Genomic DNA, 16739 nt, shown 5'->3' on the forward strand with positions numbered 1-16739 from the left:
GGTGACCCTGACGCAACGTGAGCGCGAGATCGTCGACCTGCTCCGGCTCGACCCGTTGCTCGACGCCGCCGCCCTGGCCGACCGGCTCGGCACGACGAAGGCGTCGGTGGCCGTGCACCTCTCGAACCTGGCGAAGAAGGGGGTCATCCTCGGCCGGGGCTACGTGCTGCGGCCGGACCGCCGGTCCGTCGTGGTGGTGGGTGGCGCCAACATGGACATCAAGGCGCACTCGCGCGAGCCGGTGGTGCTGAGGACCTCCAACCCGGGCGCAGCGGTGACCACCCCCGGTGGGGTCGGTCGCAACATCGCCGAGAACCTGGCGCGTCTCGGCTCGCCCACCCACCTCGTCGCCCCGGTCGGGCGGGACCCGTTCGGCGAGGAGCTCGTGGCCGCCACGCGGGCGGCCGGCGTCGTGGTCGACCACATGGTCACCAGCGACCAGCCCACCGGCACCTACCTCGCCGTGATGGACGCCGACGGCGAGCTGCTCGTCGCGGTCTCCAACATGTCGTGCACCGACAGCCTCACCGTCCGGCAGCTCTCCGGGGCCCGCGACCTCGTCGCGCACTGTGACCTGCTCGTGGTGGAGGGCAACATCCCCCCGGCGCCGGCCGTCTGGCTGCTCGACTACGCGGCTGCGTGCCGGGTGCCCGTCGTCGTCGACCCGGTCAGCGTCGCCAAGGCGGCGGCGCTGGCGCCTGCCCTGAGCCCCGAGCGGCCGCTGCTGGCGCTGACCCCCAACAACGACGAGCTCGCCGCCATCGTCGGCCGCGCCGTCCCCCACACCGCCGCGAGCGTGGCGAAGGCGGCGCGAGAGGTGCACGACTTCGGCGTCCGCCACGTGTGGGTGCGCCGGGGCCTTGCCGGCAGCACGCTCAGCTCCCTCGACGACGACGGCCGCGTCCACGTCACCCACCTGCCGGCACCGCGCACCCAGGCCGTCGACGTCACTGGCGCGGGTGACTCGATGACCGCGGCCTTCGTCCACGCCCTGCTGCGCGGCGACTCCGCCGCCGACGCCGCCGCCTTCGGCCAGATGGCCGCGGCCCTCACCGTCGCCAGCCCCGACACCGTCCGCCCCGACATCAGCGCGCGCCTCGTCGACGCCGAGCTGCGCGCCGCCAAGGAGACCGCATGACCACCACCGCCCCCAATGCCACCGCCACCCCCCACCCCATGCTCGCCCTCTCCGACGAGGTTGCGGCCGCCCTGCGTGACGGCGCCCCCCTCGTGGCGCTGGAGTCGACGATCATCAGCCACGGGATGCCCTACCCCCGCAACGTCGAGATGGCCGTGGAGGTGGAGGGCATCGTCCGCGACGGTGGCGCCGTGCCGGCCACCATCGCGATCCTCGACGGCGTCCCCCGCATCGGCCTGTCCCGCGACGAGCTCGAGGTGCTGGCCAGCCACGGCGACGTCGCCAAGGTGAGCCTGCGCGACCTGCCCTACGTCGTCGCCACACACGCCCACGGGGCCACCACGGTGGCCTCGACCATGCGCCTCGCGGCCCTGGCCGGCATACGCGTCTTCGTCACCGGCGGCCTCGGCGGTGTGCACCGCGGGGCCGAGACCAGCTTCGACGTCTCCGCCGACCTGACCGAGCTCGGCCAGACCGACGTCGCCGTCGTCAGTGCCGGCGTGAAGTCGATCCTCGACATCGGCCTGACCCTGGAGTCGCTCGAGACCCTCGGTGTGCCCGTCGTCGGCTTCGGCACCGACGAGTTCCCCTCGTTCTACTCGCGCAGCTCGGGTCACCGCGCACCCATGCGGGTCGACTCGGTCGAGCAGCTCGCGGCGATGATGCGCGCCAAGTGGGACCTCGGCCTCTCCGGCGGGATCGCGGTGGCCAACCCGGTGCCGGCCGACGAGGAGATGCCCGCCGAGGAGATCGGCGCGCTCATCGAGCAGGCCTTGGGCGAGTGCGCGGAGCGGGGGATCCACGGCAAGGACATCACGCCGTTCCTGCTCGGCCGGATCGTCGAGCTCTCCGGCGGCCGCAGCCTCGAGACCAACATCGCCCTCGTGCGCAGCAACGCCCGGCTCGGCGCCGCCCTCGCCGTCGCCTGGCTGCAGGCCTGATCGCACGCGGGTCGGTCGCCTCGGGGTGCGGGGCCAGCGGCTAGGCTCGTGCCGTACGACTTTGCACCCCGTCCGGCACCGCGCAGGAGATGTTGTGGCCACGATTGAGGCAGTAGGCGCCCGCGAGATCCTCGACTCCCGAGGCAACCCCACCGTCGAGGTCGAGGTCGCCCTCGACGACGGCACCATCGCCCGGGCGGCGGTTCCCTCGGGAGCCTCCACCGGCGCGTTCGAGGCGGTAGAGCGCCGCGACGGCGACAAGGGCCGCTACCTCGGCAAGGGCGTGGAGAAGGCGGTCGACGCCGTGCTCGACGAGATCGGCCCCAAGCTCCTCGGCTTCGAGGCCAGCGAGCAGCGGCTCGTCGACGCCGAGATGCTGGCCCTCGACGGCACCGCCAACAAGGGCAAGATCGGCGCCAACGCCATCCTCGGGGTCTCCCTCGCGGTCGCCCGCGCCGCCGCGGACTCCTCGGGCCTGCCGCTGTTCCGCTACGTCGGCGGCCCCAACGCGCACGTCCTGCCCGTGCCGATGATGAACATCCTCAACGGCGGCAGCCACGCCGACTCCAACGTCGACATCCAGGAGTTCATGATCGCGCCGATCGGCGCCGACTCCTTCCGCGAGGCGCTGCGCTGGGGCGCCGAGGTCTACCACGAGCTCAAGTCCGTGCTGAAGGAGAAGGGCCTGGCCACCGGCCTCGGCGACGAGGGTGGCTTCGCGCCGAACCTCGGCTCCAACCGCGAGGCGCTCGACCTCATCCTCGAGGCGATCACCCGCGCCGGCTACGAGCCCGGCACCCAGATCGCCCTGGCCCTCGACGTGGCCGCCAGCGAGTTCCACGACGACGGCGCCTACACCTTCGAGGGCGTCTCCAAGACGGCCGAGCAGATGGTCGACTACTACGCCGACCTCGTCGACTCCTACCCTCTCGTCTCGATCGAGGACCCCTTGAACGAGGACGACTGGGACGGCTGGAAGACCATGACCGACCGACTGGGCGACCGGGTCCAGATCGTGGGTGACGACCTGTTCGTCACCAACCCCGAGCGCCTCCAGCGCGGCATCGACAGCCGCACCGCCAACGCGCTGCTGGTCAAGGTCAACCAGATCGGCTCGCTCACCGAGACCATGGACGCCGTCGAACTGGCCCACCGCAACGGCTACCGCTGCATGATGAGCCACCGCTCCGGCGAGACCGAGGACACCACCATCGCCGACCTCGCCGTGGCCACCAACTGCGGCCAGATCAAGACCGGCGCCCCGGCCCGCTCCGAGCGGGTGGCCAAGTACAACCAGCTGCTGCGCATCGAGGAGGAGCTCGACGAGGCCGCCGTGTATGCCGGCGCCGCGGCCTTCCCGCGCTTCTCGCCGCAGCCCCAGGGCTGAGCGCACGCGACAGGGCCGAAGAGCGCTCGATGCCCACGAACAGCGGGGGACAGGGAGGCACGCCGCGCAGGCCCGCGCGGCGCGCCTCCTCGGCACGCCCCGGCGCCAAGTCGGCGGCGTCCCGGCCCAGCCCCCGCACGGGCGGCGCCCGGTCGTCGGCGCGGACCAGCGGGGCCCTGCGGCAGGCGGCAGCCGCCGCGCGCTCGGCCAAGGACCGCAAGGCCACCCGCTCGCTGCGGCGCATCCTCGTGCTGGCCTCGATCTTCGTGCTGCTCGCCATCACCCTCGTGCCCACCCTTCGCTCCTACCTGCGCCAGCAGGGCGACATCGACGCCATGCGCGAGCAGGTGGCCGGGCAGCGGGTGAAGGTCGAGCAGCTCCAGAAGGAGCAGGCCCGCTGGAACGACGACGCCTACGTCGAGCAGCAGGCCCGTGAGCGGCTGAAGTTCGTCAAGGTGGGCGACCGCTCCTACACCGTCATCGACGGCGACCCGGAGCAGCCAGAGACGCCCGGGGTGGCCGCCGCTCCGACGTCCAAGCAGGACAGCCCGTGGTACGGCCGGGTCTGGGAGTCCGCGAAGGTCGCCGACCGCGGAGCGCCCGACGCCGGCTCCCGCAGCCCTGCCACCACCCCCGGCGCGACCCCCGGCACGACTCCCGGCACGACCCCCGACGCCCCCGCCCCGACACCGACGAAGCAGTAGGACAGCATGAACGCCAGCCGCCCTGAGCCCCCCACCCAGGCGGACCTCGACGCCGTCCACGCCCAGCTCGGCCGGGTGCCCCGAGGGGTGGCCGCCGTCGCGCACCGCTGCCCCTGCGGGCATCCCGACGTGCTGACGACGGAGCCGAGGCTGCCGGACGGCACGCCGTTCCCCACCACCTTCTACGCCACCTGCCCCAAGCTGACCGGCGCCATCAGCACCCTCGAGAACGGTGGGCTGATGCGCGAGATGACCGAGCGCCTGGCAGAGGACGACGACCTCGCGGCCCGCTACGCCGCCGCCCACGAGGACTACCTGCGCCGTCGGTCGGCCCTGGGCGAGGTGTCCGAGATCGAGGGCATCTCCGCCGGTGGCATGCCCACCCGCGTGAAGTGCCTGCACGTGCTGGTGGCGCACTCCCTGGCCGCGGGCCCCGGCGTCAACCCCCTCGGCGACGAGGCCCTCGCGCTGCTCGGCGAGTGGTGGGCGGCGGGCTCGTGCGTGCCCGAGGAGCCGGCTCCCCCCGGGGACCCGTCGTGACCCGCGTCGGCGCCATCGACTGCGGCACCAACTCGATCCGCCTGCTGATCGCCGACGTCGACGCCGCAGCCGGCAAGCTCACCGACCTGGTCCGCCGCATGGAGGTGGTGCGGCTCGGTTACGGGGTCGACCGCACCGGGGTCATCGACCCCGAGGCCATGCGGCGCACCGTCGCGATGGCCGCCGAGTATGCCGCCCAGTGCCGGGAGGAGGGCGCGCAGGCCGTGCGGTTCGTGGCGACGTCGGCCTCGCGGGACGCCGGGAACGCGGGCGAGTTCGTGGCCGGGGTGCGCGAGGCGTTCTCCCACTTCGGCACCTCGCCCGAGGTGATCTCGGGCGCCGAGGAAGCCGCCCTGTCGTTCCGGGGCGCCACCGGCGAGCTGCGTGCCCTCGGCATCGAGGGGCCCAGCCTGGTCGTCGACCTCGGTGGCGGCTCGACCGAGTTCGTGCGCGGCACCGACCACGTCGAGGCGGCGCGCTCGGTCGACATCGGCTGCGTGCGGATGACCGAGCGGCACCTACGCAGCGACCCACCCACCGCAGAAGAGATCGCGGCCGCCACCCGTGACATCGATGGGGCGATCGACGCCGCTGCCGAGGCCGTCGACTTCCGGGGGGTGACCGCCCTGGTCGGCCTCGCCGGCAGCATCACCACGGTGACCGCGCACGCGCTGGGCCTGCCCGCCTACGACGCCTCGCGCATCCACCTCACGACGCTGGCACCCGGGGCGGTGCTGGCGGCCTGCGAGTCGCTGCTGCACATGAGCCGCGCCGACCGGGCGGCGCTGCCGTTCATGCACCCCGGTCGGGTCGACGTCATCGGCGCCGGCGCGCTGGTGTGGCACGAGGTCGTGCAGCGGGTGGCGGCCGCGTCGGGCACCACCACGGTCATCACCTCCGAGCACGACATCCTCGACGGCATCGCCTTCTCCTGCGCCGACTGACGCCCCTCACCGCGCTAGGGAGGCCAGCCCGCGCCACACCCCGGCCATGACCAGGTCGGTGGCGTCCTGGGCGGTGACCTCGGGCCGGCCGAGGCTCCAGACCGCCACCCGCTCGCAGGCCCCGATGACGACCTCGGAGTAGCCCTCGAGCAGCTCTGCGGGGACGCTGTCGAGGCCGGGTACGCGACCGAGCGCCTCGGCGACCACGGCCGACTGCTGGGTGCGGATCCGCTCGATGTCACTGCTGGTGGAGGCCGCCACGGCGGCCTCCTGCTGGATCAGGGCGAAGGCCGACGCGTGCTCGTCGATGAAGTCGAAGAAGGCCCGGATGCCGCTCTCGAAGACCGCCTCGAGCGGCGCGTCCTCGGGCACGGCCTCCCACGCGGCGACCGTCGCCTCACGCAGCTGGGCCCGGGCCCGGTCGACACAGGCCGAGAGCAGGCCCTCCTTGGAGCCGAAGTAGCCGTAGATGAGCGGCTTGGTCACCCCGACCAGCTCGGCGACCTCCTCCATCGTGGTGGCCTGGTAGCCGCGCTCGGCGAACACCGCCTCCGCCACGCTGAGGATCTGCTCCTCGCGCTGCGCCCGCGGCATACGGGCCCCCCGACCAACTCGGCCAGCCCGGCCAGCACGGCCAGCACGGCCGGCACGGCCGGCACGGGTCGCCGCCCGGGCGACCGGGTCGGCGCTGTCGGGCACGGCGGGCTGGCTCACGCGGCCGATGCTACCGGTACCGCCGGTAACTTACTGCTGGTAAGTTCTGCGCCCATGGAGCCGGAGACCCCGCCCGCGCCACACCACCGCGTCGCCGTCGTCGGCACCGGGTTCTCGGGCCTGGGCATGGCGGTCCAGCTGGCCGAGCGCGGGGAGGACTTCGTCGTCCTCGAGAAGGCCGACGAGGTGGGCGGCACCTGGCGCGACAACCGCTACCCCGGCTGCGCCTGCGACGTCCCCTCGCGGCTGTACTCCTTCTCCTTCGACCTCAAGCCCGACTGGAGCCGGGACTTCGCCACGGCGGGGGAGATCTGGGACTACCTGCGCGACGTCACCGACCGGCACGGCCTGCGCAGGCACATCGCCTTCGGCGCCGACCTCGTCTCCGCCGAGTGGGACGACGCCGCCCGGCGCTGGTCGCTCCGGGCCGCGGACGGCCGCGAGTGGACCGCCGACGCCCTCGTGCTCGGTGTCGGCGCCCTGCACGAGCCGCGCCTGCCCGACGTCGAGGGCCTCGAGCGCTTCGGTGGCCCGGTGCTGCACTCGGCTCGCTGGCCCGAGGACGACGGCCTCGCCGGACGCCGGGTCGCCGTGGTCGGCACGGGCGCGAGCGCGGTGCAGATGGTGCCCGAGCTGGCCACCCGCGTCGCCGAGCTGACCGTCTTCCAGCGCACCCCGGCGTGGATCCTGCCCAAGAGCGACCGGCCCTGGAGCGCGCGTCGCCAACGACTGTTCCGCCGGTGGCCGGCCCTGCAGCGGGCGGTGCGCTGGGCCACGTTCTGGGAGCTCGAGGCGCGCGTGCCACTGTTCACCCGCTACCCGGCCGTGGCCCGACTCGCCGAACGGCTGGCGCTGCGCAACCTCCACCGAGCGGTCAGCGACCCGGAGGTCCGTCGCGGGCTCACGCCCCACTACACGCTGGGCTGCAAGCGGGTGCTGCTCTCCAACGACTACTGGCCGGCGTTCGAGCGGCCCAACGTCCACCTCGTGACCGAGCCCGTCGCCCGGGTCGAGCCGGGTGCGGTCGTCACGGCTGGGGGCGCGCGCCACGAGGTCGACGCCCTGGTGCTGGGCACGGGCTTCGACGTCACCGGCTCGTTCGAGCGGCTCGACGTCCGGGGGCCGGGCGGCCGCAGCCTGGCGCAGGCGTGGGCCGGTGGCATGCACACCCACCTCGGCATCACGGTCGCGGGCTTCCCCGAGTTCTACCTCCTCCTCGGGCCCAACACCGGCCTCGGCCACAACTCGGTGGTGCTCATGATCGAGGCGGCGACACGGTACGTGCTCGAATGCCTCGACCGCGGTCGGTCCGGCCCCAGCGTCACCACGGTGGACGCGCAGCGCCGGTTCATGGAGGAGGTACGGCGGCGCAGCCGGCGCACCGTCTGGGCCACGGGCTGCCGCAGCTGGTACCTCGACCGGTTCGGCAACAACACGACGCTGTGGCCGGGCTCGGTCGTGGGCTACTGGTGGCGGACGCGCCGCGTCGACGAGGCGGCCTTCGAGCCGGTGAGGCAGCGAGAGCTCGTGGAGGAGAACGCATGAGGGGCAAGGACTTCCGGCCCACGGTCTCGATCGTCACCGGCGGTGGCTCGGGCATCGGCCGAGCCATCTCCGCCGAGCTGGCGCGGCGGGGCAGCCACGTGGTCGTGGCCGACCTCGACCGCGGTCGGGCCGAGGAGGTGGCAGCCGGCCTCGGTGACCGCGGCAGTGCGGCCGAGGTCGACGTCGTCGACGCGGAGGCGGTGCGCGAGCTCGTCGCGACGACCACCGAGCGCCACGGCCGGCTCGACGTCATGGTCAACAACGCCGGCGTCGCCATCGGCGGCCTGCTCGAGGAGCTCGACGAGCGGCACTGGACCAGGGCCCTCGACGTGAACCTGCGCGGCGTGATCAACGGCGTCACCGCGGCATACCCCGTCATGAGCGCGCAGCGCTCCGGCCACATCCTCAACACGGCCTCGCTCGCGGGCCTCATCCCGGCCCCCGCGATGCTGCCGTACACGACCACCAAGCACGCCGTCGTGGGCCTCTCCACCGCCCTGCGGGCGGAGGCGGCGAGCCGCGGAGTGCGGGTGAGCGTGCTCTGCCCCGCCTTCGTCGACACCCCGCTGCTCGACGACGTGTATGCCGCCCCGGCCTCCTTCGGGGGCGGCACCAGCGTCCGGTCGCGGGTGCGCCTGGTGCAGCCGAGGTTCCTCACCCCGGAGGTGGTGGCCACCCGCGCGGTCGACGGCCTCGCCGCCAACAAGGCGGTCATCCCGGTGGGCTGGCTGGCCCACACCCTGTGGCGGGTCAACCGGTTCGCGCCGGCCGTGGCCCGCGGGCTGGTGCAGGCGCAGGTCGGTGCGCACCGCAGGCTCAGCCGCTAGCTAGTTGTACGGGCTCGTCAGGCAGGTCTCGCGGGGGAACGGCGTGCCGTTGCTCGGGTGCGGCGTGATGGTCACGACGGTGCGGGTGGCGCACGGGGTGGTCGACCGCACGGGAGGTGTCGGCTGGGCGGGCGTCGTCCGGGAGGGGCGCGTGGGCGTGGGCGTCGGGTCCAGCGGTGTGAACAGCTCGTCGGGGTCGGGGGTCGGAGGAGTCCCCGCGGTGCGGCTGATGTCGTCGTCGGTCTGTCGGGTCCAGGTTCCGTCGCCGTCGCGCAGGAGCAGCCCCGCCCGCCCCGAGGCGACGGCCACGACGGGGCCACGCGGGGTGTCGAGGACGGAGATGTCTCTCGGAGCCACGGGCAGCGGCTCGTCGTCGCACGTGTCACCCCCCTCTTGGCGCACCTGCTCCAGCTCTGCCGCCGGCATCCGGTAGTCGGTGGTCCACGTGGTTCCACCGTCGGTCGTGGCCTCGACCCACGGTTCACGGGTTCCGGGGGTGCGCCGCCAGCAGTGCTGGGGCTGCGCGGTCGAGCACGCCTCCTCGAGTGGCGGACCGAGGTCGGACACCCGGGCCTGGTCCACGCCACTCAGGCGGCCGAGCCGGCCATCGGCGTCGATGGAGACGCTCCGGTAGCTCAGGGAGACGACGAGGCGGTTCTCCGCACCGGCGGGTGGGCCGCTGAAGTCACCGCGGACCACCCCCACGTCCCGGAGGCCCTCGGGCGTGTAGCAGGGAGAGGTGGCCGCGGTGGCCACAACCGCGAACGGCAGGGCCAGCGACCCCAGGGCGAGGCCGAGGCTGTGGCGGCCGGGTGACGTGGGCCGCCGCAGGGCCCCGGCCACCCAGGCTGCGAGGAGGAGGGCGGGGAGGGCGACCAGGTCGGTGGGATCGCGCAGGATCCGCGTCGGCCAGAGCAGTGACCAGAGCGCGTTCGCCGCGTCGACGCCACCCTCTGTGGTCTTCACGAGCACGAACCCGACGCCGGTCGCGACGAGGGAGACCCCCGCGGGCCGCGGCACCCGCAGCAGCGCGAGGCCCACGGCCAGCAGTGGCGGTGCCACCACCAGCCCGGCCACGTCGCTCAGCTTGCCCGTGACCACGCTCGGGGCCGCCTGCTTGAGCACGTGGTCGTTGAGCGCGAGCACGGCCAGCGCGAGCAGGGTCGGGGGCGCGCCAAGCCACCTCAGCGCCTGGCGAGTCTCATCCGCAGACGGGCGACTGCCCCCACCCCCGTGTGTGCCCACGACGAGGATCATGGCGGCTCGAGGTCTCGCGGCGGCGGCTTTTTCACAACGCTGCGGTACCGGTCGTGGCGGACCTACCATGCGGATATGGCCCTCGCCGCCACGAGCTGGTCGCCCCAGCCGCTCCCGGCACGCACCCCGGCGCCCCCCGGGCGCCCTGCTCCTGCGCTCGGTCGCGCGGTGCCTGCGGCCGCGGCTGCGGCGCTCGCGGCTCCTCTGGTGGCCGCCGTGCTGATGCTGCTCGCCACGGGCTCGCCGTCGGCGACCACCACCGAGCCGGAGCCGGCCCCCGTGCCGACGACGACGATCGTGCCGACGCCGGGCCGGGAGCCTGCCCCCGCGCCGACCGCGTCGCTGTCTGGCGTGGAGGCGGTCGCCCCCTAGGCTTGCGCCTGTCCCCGTGGCCCAACTGGCAGAGGCAGGCGACTTAAAATCGCTGTGTTGCGGGTTCGACTCCCGTCGGGGGCACGAGGGTCTCGGGAACATTTGTCAGGTCCCGAGCAATTACTGTGTGTGAGACGGCCCCAGCAGGCCGACCAAGCCCCCGAGGAGGGACTTCATGGCCAGTAACCCGGTGTTCAACCGGATCGAGCGCGAGGCCGAGCAGGGCTACGCCGGCTTCCGCGACCGCGGACCCCAGCCGCCGCAGCCCGCGGCGCCAGCACCGTCGTGGGGCCAGCCCACGATGAGCGACCAGCAGCTCCAGGAGATGTACAACCAGCCGCCGGCCAGCGCGGTCCAGGCAGGCCGGGTCACCCTCGACGACGTGGTCATGAAGACCGCCGGGCTCTTCGTCCTGCTGCTCGTGTTCGCGGGCCTCGGCTGGGCGCTCGCGCCGCAGTTCGGACCCGTCATCGTGCTGGGCGGCATCGCCCTCACCCTGGTGCTGGGTCTGGTCATCGCCTTCAAGAAGACCGTCAGCGTGCCGCTCATCGTCGGCTACGCCGTCGTCGAGGGCCTGCTCGTGGGTGCCGTCAGCGCGGTCTACGCCGACTTCTACGAGGGGATCGTCACCCAGGCGGTGCTGGCCACGCTGTCCGTCTTCGCGGGCATGCTCCTGGCCTACAAGGTCGGCCTGATCAAGGTCACCGACAAGTTCCGCCGCATCATGACCATGGCGATCATGGGCTACGCGATCTTCGCGGTGGTCAACCTCGGCTACGCCCTGATCACCAACACGCCGTTCGGCTTCGGCGGCACCGGCGCCCTCGGCATCGGCATCTCCGTCTTCGCGGTGGGCCTGGCCTCGCTGTCGCTCGCCGTCGACTTCGACTCGATCGAGCGCGCCATCGCGGCCGGAGCCCCGCAGAAGTACTCCTGGCTGCTGGCCCACGGCCTCATCGTGACGCTGGTCTGGCTGTACCTCGAGATCCTGCGCCTGCTCGGACGCCTGCGCAGCGAGTGACCAGCCGGTGACCGTCCCTGCAACCTCCCCGGTTCCGCAGGGCGTGGCCGACGAGCTGCGGCGCGTGGTCCGGCGGTGGCAACAGCTGCCGCTGGACCACGCGCTTCGCTGTGTGCCGGCCGTGCGGGAGGTCCTCGCCGACCTCACTCCCGAGGACGTGCCCGACCTCGGACCCGCGGTCGTGATGGACCAGCTGACCGTCCTGGTCTACGACGCCTGCCGGGCGGGGCGGGCCGACGGCATGGAGGCCGTGCTGGCTGGCCTTCGCCGCCGGCTCGCCTGAGGCCCTGCCCGGCCGGTGCCGCCTAGGCCCGCAGGTGGGCGACGTTGTGCCACCCGGGGTCGGACGTGACCTGGACGCGGATCCGCCCCTGCTCCCAGGCGTCCACCGCCGCCCGCATCTGCTCCACCGCCGGCGTGGTCGAGTCGACGTAGATGTGCAGCACGCGCATCCCCCGGTGCGACTGGTGGGCGACGATGCGCCCGCTGCCGGAGATCCGCTCGGTGAGGTGCTCCTCCAGTGCCCGCAGCGGCCCCAGGGACCCCGGCCCGGGGTAGCCCTGCTCGGTCAGGTCGGTGTAGGGCACCAGCACGGCCACATGGGTGTCCAGGGTGGGCGCGGTCACCGGCGACAGGGGCACCTGCGCGAGCGCCATGACCGGCCCCTCGTCGCCCTGCGCCTCCATCACCACCCAGTTGGGGGTCCCGTCGTCGGCGGTGTTGTCGTCGCGCAGGTCGCTCACCACGCTGCGCAGCCCGGTGAGCGGGAAGCCGTCGAGCGGCGGTTCGGTGGCGCAGGTGATCTCGCCGACCCAGGCCTCGACGTCGTCCTCGCCGAGCGCGGCGTCGAGGGCCAGGAAGGCGACCTGGCCGCGGAGTTGCTCGTCGAGGTCGGCGAAGAGCGGGTGGTACACGCTGACCTCGAGGTGCAGCCCCTCGCGCCGCGCCCCCACGCGGATGTCGTTGAAGGAGACCTCGCGGTCCCCGATGCCGAGCACGATGTCCCCGACGTCCCGCGCGGGCTGACGCGAGGCGGCATACTCCCAGGTCTCGTCGACCGCAGGGCAGGAACGGAGCCAGCGACTCGCCAGGGGGCGCAGCTCGGGGTCGCCCTCGGCGGTCACCACGAGCACGTGCTGGGCGAGGTCGCCCGCCCCCACCTCCCAGGCGAGGTCCGGGTGGATCGTGCCGACCGCCTCGTTGAGCTGGTCCGCGACCCGGTCCGGCTCGCGCTCCTCGATGGCGGACGTCACCGCGTCGCGACCCGTCGACGCCCACCAGTCCCAGAATGCGGCGATGGCGGCAGCGGGCTCACCGGGGCGCGCGTCGCGTCGGAAGAGCCGCATGCGAGCCATCGTTGCCGAGGCAGAGACGCAGGAGGGCGGCTTTCCCGTAATCCGCTCCCGGGAAGCCGCCCTCGGCGGTGTGGGGCTGCTGCCAGCCCCGGCGTCAGCTGAGGCGCTCGTAGATGATCGCCATGCCCTGGCCGCCGCCGACGCACATGGTCTCGAGGCCGAACTGGCCGTCGCGGGCCTGCAGGCCGTTGAGCAGTGTCGTCGTGATGCGGGCTCCGGTGGAGCCGAAGGGGTGGCCGAGGGCGATGGCGCCGCCGTGCACGTTGAGCTTGTCGAAGTCCATCCCGAGGTCGTCGGCGCTGGGCAGCACCTGGGCCGCGAACGCCTCGTTGATCTCGTAGAGGTCCATGTCGCCGATCGACATCCCGGCGCGGGCCAGCGCCTGGCGCGAGGCTTCCACCGGGCCGAGGCCCATGATCTCGGGGGAGAGGGCGGAGACGCCGGTGGCCACGACGCGCGCGAGCGGGGTGATGCCGAGCTCCCTGGCCCTCGTGTCGCTCATGACCACCACGGCGGCACCGCCGTCGTTGAGGGGGCAGCAGTTGCCGGCCGTGATGGTGCCGTTCTCGCGGAACACCGGCTGCAGCTGCGAGACCGCCTCGAGGGTGACGCCAGCCCGGGGGCCGTCGTCCTTGGTCACCACAGTGCCGTCGCTGAGCGTCACCGGAGCGATCTCGCGCTCGAAGAAGCCGTCTGCGATGGCCTTCTCGGCGCGGTTCTGGCTGCTCACGCCCCACTCGTCCTGGCGCTCGCGGGAGACACCGCGCAGGGTGGCGACGTTCTCGGCGGTCTGGCCCATGGACAGGTAGACGTCGGGGACCAGGCCCTCCTCGCGGGGGTCGGTCCAGGTGGTGTTGTCCTTGGCGATCTGCTCGCTGCGCGCCTTGGCGTCGGCGAACTTCGGGTTCTGGTTCTCGCCCGTCGAGCCACCCGCACCGGCCCAGTTGCTGTACTGCGAGACGCACTCGACGCCGCCGGAGATGAAGATGTCGCCCTCGCCGGCCTTGATGGCGTGGTAGGCCATCCGGGTCGTCTGCACCGAGGAGGCGCAGAACCGGTTGACGGTCGCGCCGGGCAGGTGGTCGAAGCCGGCGAGCACCGAGATGACCCGGGCCATGTTGGAGCCGTGCTTGCCCGAGGGCTCGGCGCAGCCCCAGTAGAGGTCCTCGACCAGCGAGGGGTCGAGCTGCGGCACCTTGGCCAGCGCGGCCTCGATGACGGCGACCGAGAGGTCGTCGGGGCGCACGTCCTTGAGTGAACCCTTGAAGGCGCGCCCGATGGGCGTGCGGGCGGTCGAGACGATCACTGCTTCGGTCACTTGGTGTTCCTCTCGTCAAGCGGTGGGGGTGAGGGCCGCGGTAAGCGGCCGCTCAGTCACCGACGATCGTATGCCGTTCCGGCTCGCCCCCCGGTGTGGCCTTGGTCTCGCCCTCCGGCGCCTCGTCGCCGCCCCGCCGGGCGATCGGGATGCGCGGACGGCGCAGCAGCTTCGCCCAGCGGCCGCGCGGCCCGCGCGCCTGCCCGGCGATCTCCGTGGCGCTGACCTCGGTGCCGGCGTCGCGCACCGCCTGCTCTGCCGCGAGGGCCACGGGGCCGATGCCCTCGCCGCGCCTGCGGTCGGGCAGCCGCTCCTCCTCGGGCGCGCCCTCCCACACGCCGAGCGCGGCATACACGCTGGGCAGGAGCGCGGCGGCGCAGCGGGCGTAGCCGGCAGGGGAGGGGTGGAAGCGGTCCTGGCTGAACAGCTCGTGCGGTCTCTCCGCGAACTCCGGCCCGAGCAGGTCGCCCAGCGAGACGGTGCGCCCGCCGGCCTCGACGACGGCGACCGTCTGGGCTGCCGCGAGGTCGCGGCTCCAGCGGCGGCCGAGCATCCTCAGCGGCTGGGGGATCGGCCCGATGGTGCCTAGGTCGGGGCAGGTGGCGACCACGACCTCGGCGCCGACGTCGCGCAGCCGCTTCACCGCCGACTCGAGGTGGCGGACGGCGACGACGCGGTTGACGCGGTGGGTCACGTCGTTGGCGCCGACCATGATCACGGCGACGTGCGGCTCAGGCACCTGGTCGAGCGCGTTGGCGACCTGGAGCTCGAGGCCCGCGGACTCCGCACCGATCACGGCCGCGTTGGTCAGGTGGACCGGCCGGCCGGTGAGGGCGGAGACGCCGGTGGCGATGATCGCGCCCACGGTCTGGTAGCGGTTGTCGGCGCCCATGCCCGCGGCCGAGGAGTCGCCGAGCATGAGCAGCTTGACCGGCTCGCCCGCGCCGGCGCCGTAGACGCCGTCGTCGTCGGGTGCGCCCTCGAAGTGGATGCCCACGACGCGGCGGGCGATCCGGGCCTCCGCCTTGAGCAGGCCGTAGCCGAGGGCCCCGAGCGCGCCGATGCCGGCCGCGACCCCGCCACCGCCGTAGGCCGCGGTCGCCGCGATCCTGCGCGCGCGTCGTGCCCGCCCCATCCCTGCTCCTCTCAGCCCTCGGGTCACCACCGTAACGACCCTCGCAGACAGGTCGTGCCCCGAGGCCGGCCCACCGAGGTGGGGCGCGCGCGGACCCGCCGCACGGCATACGGAATGTCCAGTATCTGAGAGGATGGCCGGCGTGAAGTACGCAGAGCACATCGCCGACCTGGTCGGGAACACGCCCCTCGTCAAGCTGAACACCGTTACCAGGGACGCGGGCGTGGCCTGCACGGTCCTGGCCAAGGTGGAGTACATGAACCCGGGCGGGTCCGTGAAGGACCGCATCGCCCTGCGCATGGTCGAGGCCGCCGAGGCCTCCGGCGAGCTCAAGCCCGGCGGCACCGTCGTCGAGCCGACCTCCGGCAACACCGGTGTCGGGCTGGCGCTCGTGGCGCAGCGCAAGGGCTACAAGTGCGTGTTCGTCTGCCCCGACAAGGTCAGCCAGGACAAGCGCGACGTGCTCAAGGCCTACGGCGCCGAGGTCGTCGTCTGCCCGACCGCCGTCGCGCCCGACCACCCCGACTCCTACTACTCGGTCTCCGACCGGCTCGTGAAGGAGATCGAGGGCGCCTGGAAGCCCAACCAGTACGCCAACCCCGAGGGCCCCAACTCGCACTACGCCACGACCGGCCCCGAGATCTGGGAGGACACCGACGGCAAGGTCACGCACTTCGTGGCCGGCGTGGGCACCGGCGGCACCATCACCGGCACCGGCCGCTACCTGCGCGAGGTGTCCGCCGACCGCGAGGGCGGGCGCGTGCAGATCATCGGCGCCGACCCCGAGGGCTCGGTCTACTCCGGTGGCTCCGGTCGTCCCTACCTCGTCGAGGGCGTCGGTGAGGACTTCTGGCCGAGCGCCTACGACCCGAAGGTCGTCGACCAGGTGATCGCCGTCAGCGACGCCGACTCGTTCGCGATGACCCGCCGGCTCGCCCGCGAGGAGGGTCTGCTCGTCGGCGGCTCCTGCGGCATGGCCGTCGTGGCCGCCCTGCGCGCGGCCAAGGACCTGCCCGCCGACGCGGTCGTCGTCGTCCTGCTGCCCGACTCGGGTCGCGGCTACATGTCGAAGATCTTCAACGACGAGTGGATGAGCTCCTACGGCTTCATGAAGGCCGCAGGCGAGGCCACCGTCGGCGAGGTGCTGCACAAGAAGGCCGGCGACCTCCCGGCGCTGGTGCACACGCACCCCACCGAGACCGTGCGCGACGCCATCGAGATCCTCCACGAGTACGGCGTCTCGCAGATGCCGGTCGTCAAGGCCGAGCCGCCCGTCATGGCCGGCGAGGTGGCCGGTGCGGTCAGCGAGCGCTCGCTGCTGGAGAAGCTCTTCGCCGGCAAGGCGCACCTGACCGACTCGGTCGAGCAGCACATGGAGCCGTCGCTGCCGCTGGTCGGAGCCGGCCAGCCGATCGCCGACGCCCGCCACGAGCTCGAGACCGCCGACGCGATCATGGTGGTCGAGGACGGCAAGCCTGTGGGTGTGCTCACCCGGGCCGACCTGCTGGCGTCGCTCGTCGACTGATCGCGCTGCGCGACAA

General features: G+C 73.2%; 17 protein-coding genes and 1 tRNA gene. 13 read left to right on the plus strand and 5 right to left on the minus strand.

The genetic code is table 11. From position 1 onward, the window contains the following. Position 1 precedes the first annotated feature (1 nt). The 6 genes from P0Y31_RS15470 to P0Y31_RS15495 all read left to right on the plus strand — a co-directional run bounded on the left by P0Y31_RS15470 (position 2) and on the right by P0Y31_RS15495 (position 5654). The gene (locus tag P0Y31_RS15470) at positions 2 to 1138 is read left to right on the plus strand and encodes a carbohydrate kinase family protein (RefSeq protein ID WP_275870966.1); all 1137 of its coding nucleotides are present in this window, start codon (positions 2 to 4) and stop codon (positions 1136 to 1138) included. Continuing rightward, positions 1135 to 2079: a pseudouridine-5'-phosphate glycosidase gene (locus P0Y31_RS15475; RefSeq protein ID WP_275870967.1), complete on the plus strand. Its 945-nt coding sequence runs from the start codon at positions 1135 to 1137 to the stop codon at positions 2077 to 2079. Before P0Y31_RS15470 ends, P0Y31_RS15475 begins: the two co-directional genes overlap by 4 nt. Before the next feature lie 94 nt (positions 2080 to 2173). Next, positions 2174 to 3466, plus strand: coding sequence for a phosphopyruvate hydratase (gene eno, locus P0Y31_RS15480; protein ID WP_275870969.1), 1293 nt, complete (start codon positions 2174 to 2176; stop codon positions 3464 to 3466). 29 nt (positions 3467 to 3495) lie between these two features. Next, a complete protein-coding gene (locus P0Y31_RS15485; RefSeq protein WP_275870971.1) occupies positions 3496 to 4170 on the plus strand; it encodes a septum formation initiator family protein in 675 nt (224 codons plus the stop codon). A gap of 6 nt (positions 4171 to 4176) precedes the next feature. After that, on the plus strand, positions 4177 to 4710 hold the full coding sequence (locus tag P0Y31_RS15490; RefSeq protein ID WP_275870973.1) for a DUF501 domain-containing protein: 534 nt from the start codon (positions 4177 to 4179) through the stop codon (positions 4708 to 4710). Continuing rightward, positions 4707 to 5654 carry a Ppx/GppA phosphatase family protein gene (locus P0Y31_RS15495; RefSeq protein ID WP_275870975.1) on the plus strand — a complete coding sequence of 316 codons (948 nt, stop codon included), beginning with the start codon at positions 4707 to 4709 and terminating at the stop codon, positions 5652 to 5654. The genes P0Y31_RS15490 and P0Y31_RS15495 overlap by 4 nt, the downstream gene beginning before the upstream one ends. A gap of 6 nt (positions 5655 to 5660) precedes the next feature. On the opposite strand, the gene P0Y31_RS15500 is transcribed toward P0Y31_RS15495, so the two are convergent. Then, positions 5661 to 6368, minus strand: a complete 708-nt coding sequence (locus tag P0Y31_RS15500) for a TetR/AcrR family transcriptional regulator (RefSeq protein ID WP_275870977.1) — start codon at positions 6366 to 6368, stop codon at positions 5661 to 5663. 54 nt (positions 6369 to 6422) lie between these two features. On the opposite strand from P0Y31_RS15500, the gene P0Y31_RS15505 reads away from it, so the two are divergent. Both P0Y31_RS15505 and P0Y31_RS15510 read left to right on the plus strand, forming a co-directional pair. Beyond that, positions 6423 to 7913: an NAD(P)/FAD-dependent oxidoreductase gene (locus P0Y31_RS15505; protein ID WP_275870978.1), complete on the plus strand. Its 1491-nt coding sequence runs from the start codon at positions 6423 to 6425 to the stop codon at positions 7911 to 7913. Beyond that, positions 7910 to 8740 carry an SDR family oxidoreductase gene (locus tag P0Y31_RS15510; protein ID WP_275870980.1) on the plus strand — a complete coding sequence of 277 codons (831 nt, stop codon included), beginning with the start codon at positions 7910 to 7912 and terminating at the stop codon, positions 8738 to 8740. The genes P0Y31_RS15505 and P0Y31_RS15510 overlap by 4 nt, the downstream gene beginning before the upstream one ends. Here P0Y31_RS15510 and P0Y31_RS15515 read toward each other — a convergent pair whose 3' ends face one another. Continuing rightward, positions 8741 to 9985 carry a hypothetical protein gene (locus P0Y31_RS15515; protein ID WP_275870982.1) on the minus strand — a complete coding sequence of 415 codons (1245 nt, stop codon included), beginning with the start codon at positions 9983 to 9985 and terminating at the stop codon, positions 8741 to 8743. It abuts the gene before it with no gap. 87 nt (positions 9986 to 10072) lie between these two features. Here P0Y31_RS15515 and P0Y31_RS15520 point away from each other — a divergent pair, with 87 nt between their 5' ends. From P0Y31_RS15520 to P0Y31_RS15535, 4 genes are all read left to right on the plus strand, one after another. Continuing rightward, positions 10073 to 10369, plus strand: coding sequence for a hypothetical protein (locus P0Y31_RS15520; protein WP_275870984.1), 297 nt, complete (start codon positions 10073 to 10075; stop codon positions 10367 to 10369). A 10-nt stretch (positions 10370 to 10379) separates the two neighbouring features. Further along, a tRNA-Leu gene (locus P0Y31_RS15525) sits at positions 10380 to 10453 on the plus strand. Between the two features lie 91 nt (positions 10454 to 10544). Further along, positions 10545 to 11390: a Bax inhibitor-1/YccA family protein gene (locus tag P0Y31_RS15530; RefSeq protein WP_275870986.1), complete on the plus strand. Its 846-nt coding sequence runs from the start codon at positions 10545 to 10547 to the stop codon at positions 11388 to 11390. Positions 11391 to 11397: 7 nt separating this feature from the next. Beyond that, positions 11398 to 11673 carry a hypothetical protein gene (locus tag P0Y31_RS15535; RefSeq protein WP_275870988.1) on the plus strand — a complete coding sequence of 92 codons (276 nt, stop codon included), beginning with the start codon at positions 11398 to 11400 and terminating at the stop codon, positions 11671 to 11673. A gap of 22 nt (positions 11674 to 11695) precedes the next feature. Here the strand turns inward: P0Y31_RS15535 and P0Y31_RS15540 are convergent, their stop codons facing one another. The 3 genes from P0Y31_RS15540 to P0Y31_RS15550 form a co-directional block, all read right to left on the minus strand. Beyond that, the gene (locus P0Y31_RS15540) at positions 11696 to 12736 is read right to left on the minus strand and encodes a DUF695 domain-containing protein (protein WP_275870989.1); all 1041 of its coding nucleotides are present in this window, start codon (positions 12734 to 12736) and stop codon (positions 11696 to 11698) included. 103 nt (positions 12737 to 12839) lie between these two features. Next, a complete protein-coding gene (locus P0Y31_RS15545; RefSeq protein WP_275870991.1) occupies positions 12840 to 14063 on the minus strand; it encodes an acetyl-CoA C-acetyltransferase in 1224 nt (407 codons plus the stop codon). A gap of 52 nt (positions 14064 to 14115) precedes the next feature. Beyond that, the gene (locus tag P0Y31_RS15550) at positions 14116 to 15198 is read right to left on the minus strand and encodes an SGNH/GDSL hydrolase family protein (RefSeq protein WP_275870993.1); all 1083 of its coding nucleotides are present in this window, start codon (positions 15196 to 15198) and stop codon (positions 14116 to 14118) included. A gap of 142 nt (positions 15199 to 15340) precedes the next feature. Between P0Y31_RS15550 and P0Y31_RS15555 the strand changes: the two genes are divergently transcribed. Continuing rightward, on the plus strand, positions 15341 to 16723 hold the full coding sequence (locus P0Y31_RS15555) for a cystathionine beta-synthase (protein ID WP_275870995.1): 1383 nt from the start codon (positions 15341 to 15343) through the stop codon (positions 16721 to 16723). Positions 16724 to 16739 lie beyond the last annotated feature (16 nt).

It is taken from the genome of Knoellia sp. 3-2P3, assembly GCF_029223115.1.
Classification (GTDB): Bacteria; Actinomycetota; Actinomycetes; order Actinomycetales; family Dermatophilaceae; genus Pedococcus_A.

What these genes read in the sequence shown, in the direction of transcription:
- P0Y31_RS15485 (WP_275870971.1), top strand. Translation starts at nt 3,496, where the DNA reads ATGCCCACGAACAGCGGGGGACAGGGAGGCACGCCGCGCAGGCCCGCG.
- P0Y31_RS15510 (WP_275870980.1), top strand. Translation starts at nt 7,910, where the DNA reads ATGAGGGGCAAGGACTTCCGGCCCACGGTCTCGATCGTCACCGGCGGT.
- P0Y31_RS15540 (WP_275870989.1), bottom strand. Translation starts at nt 12,736, where the DNA reads ATGCGGCTCTTCCGACGCGACGCGCGCCCCGGTGAGCCCGCTGCCGCC.
- P0Y31_RS15520 (WP_275870984.1), top strand. Translation starts at nt 10,073, where the DNA reads ATGGCCCTCGCCGCCACGAGCTGGTCGCCCCAGCCGCTCCCGGCACGC.
- P0Y31_RS15475 (WP_275870967.1), top strand. Translation starts at nt 1,135, where the DNA reads ATGACCACCACCGCCCCCAATGCCACCGCCACCCCCCACCCCATGCTC.
- P0Y31_RS15505 (WP_275870978.1), top strand. Translation starts at nt 6,423, where the DNA reads ATGGAGCCGGAGACCCCGCCCGCGCCACACCACCGCGTCGCCGTCGTC.
- P0Y31_RS15530 (WP_275870986.1), top strand. Translation starts at nt 10,545, where the DNA reads ATGGCCAGTAACCCGGTGTTCAACCGGATCGAGCGCGAGGCCGAGCAG.
- P0Y31_RS15490 (WP_275870973.1), top strand. Translation starts at nt 4,177, where the DNA reads ATGAACGCCAGCCGCCCTGAGCCCCCCACCCAGGCGGACCTCGACGCC.
- P0Y31_RS15550 (WP_275870993.1), bottom strand. Translation starts at nt 15,198, where the DNA reads ATGGGGCGGGCACGACGCGCGCGCAGGATCGCGGCGACCGCGGCCTAC.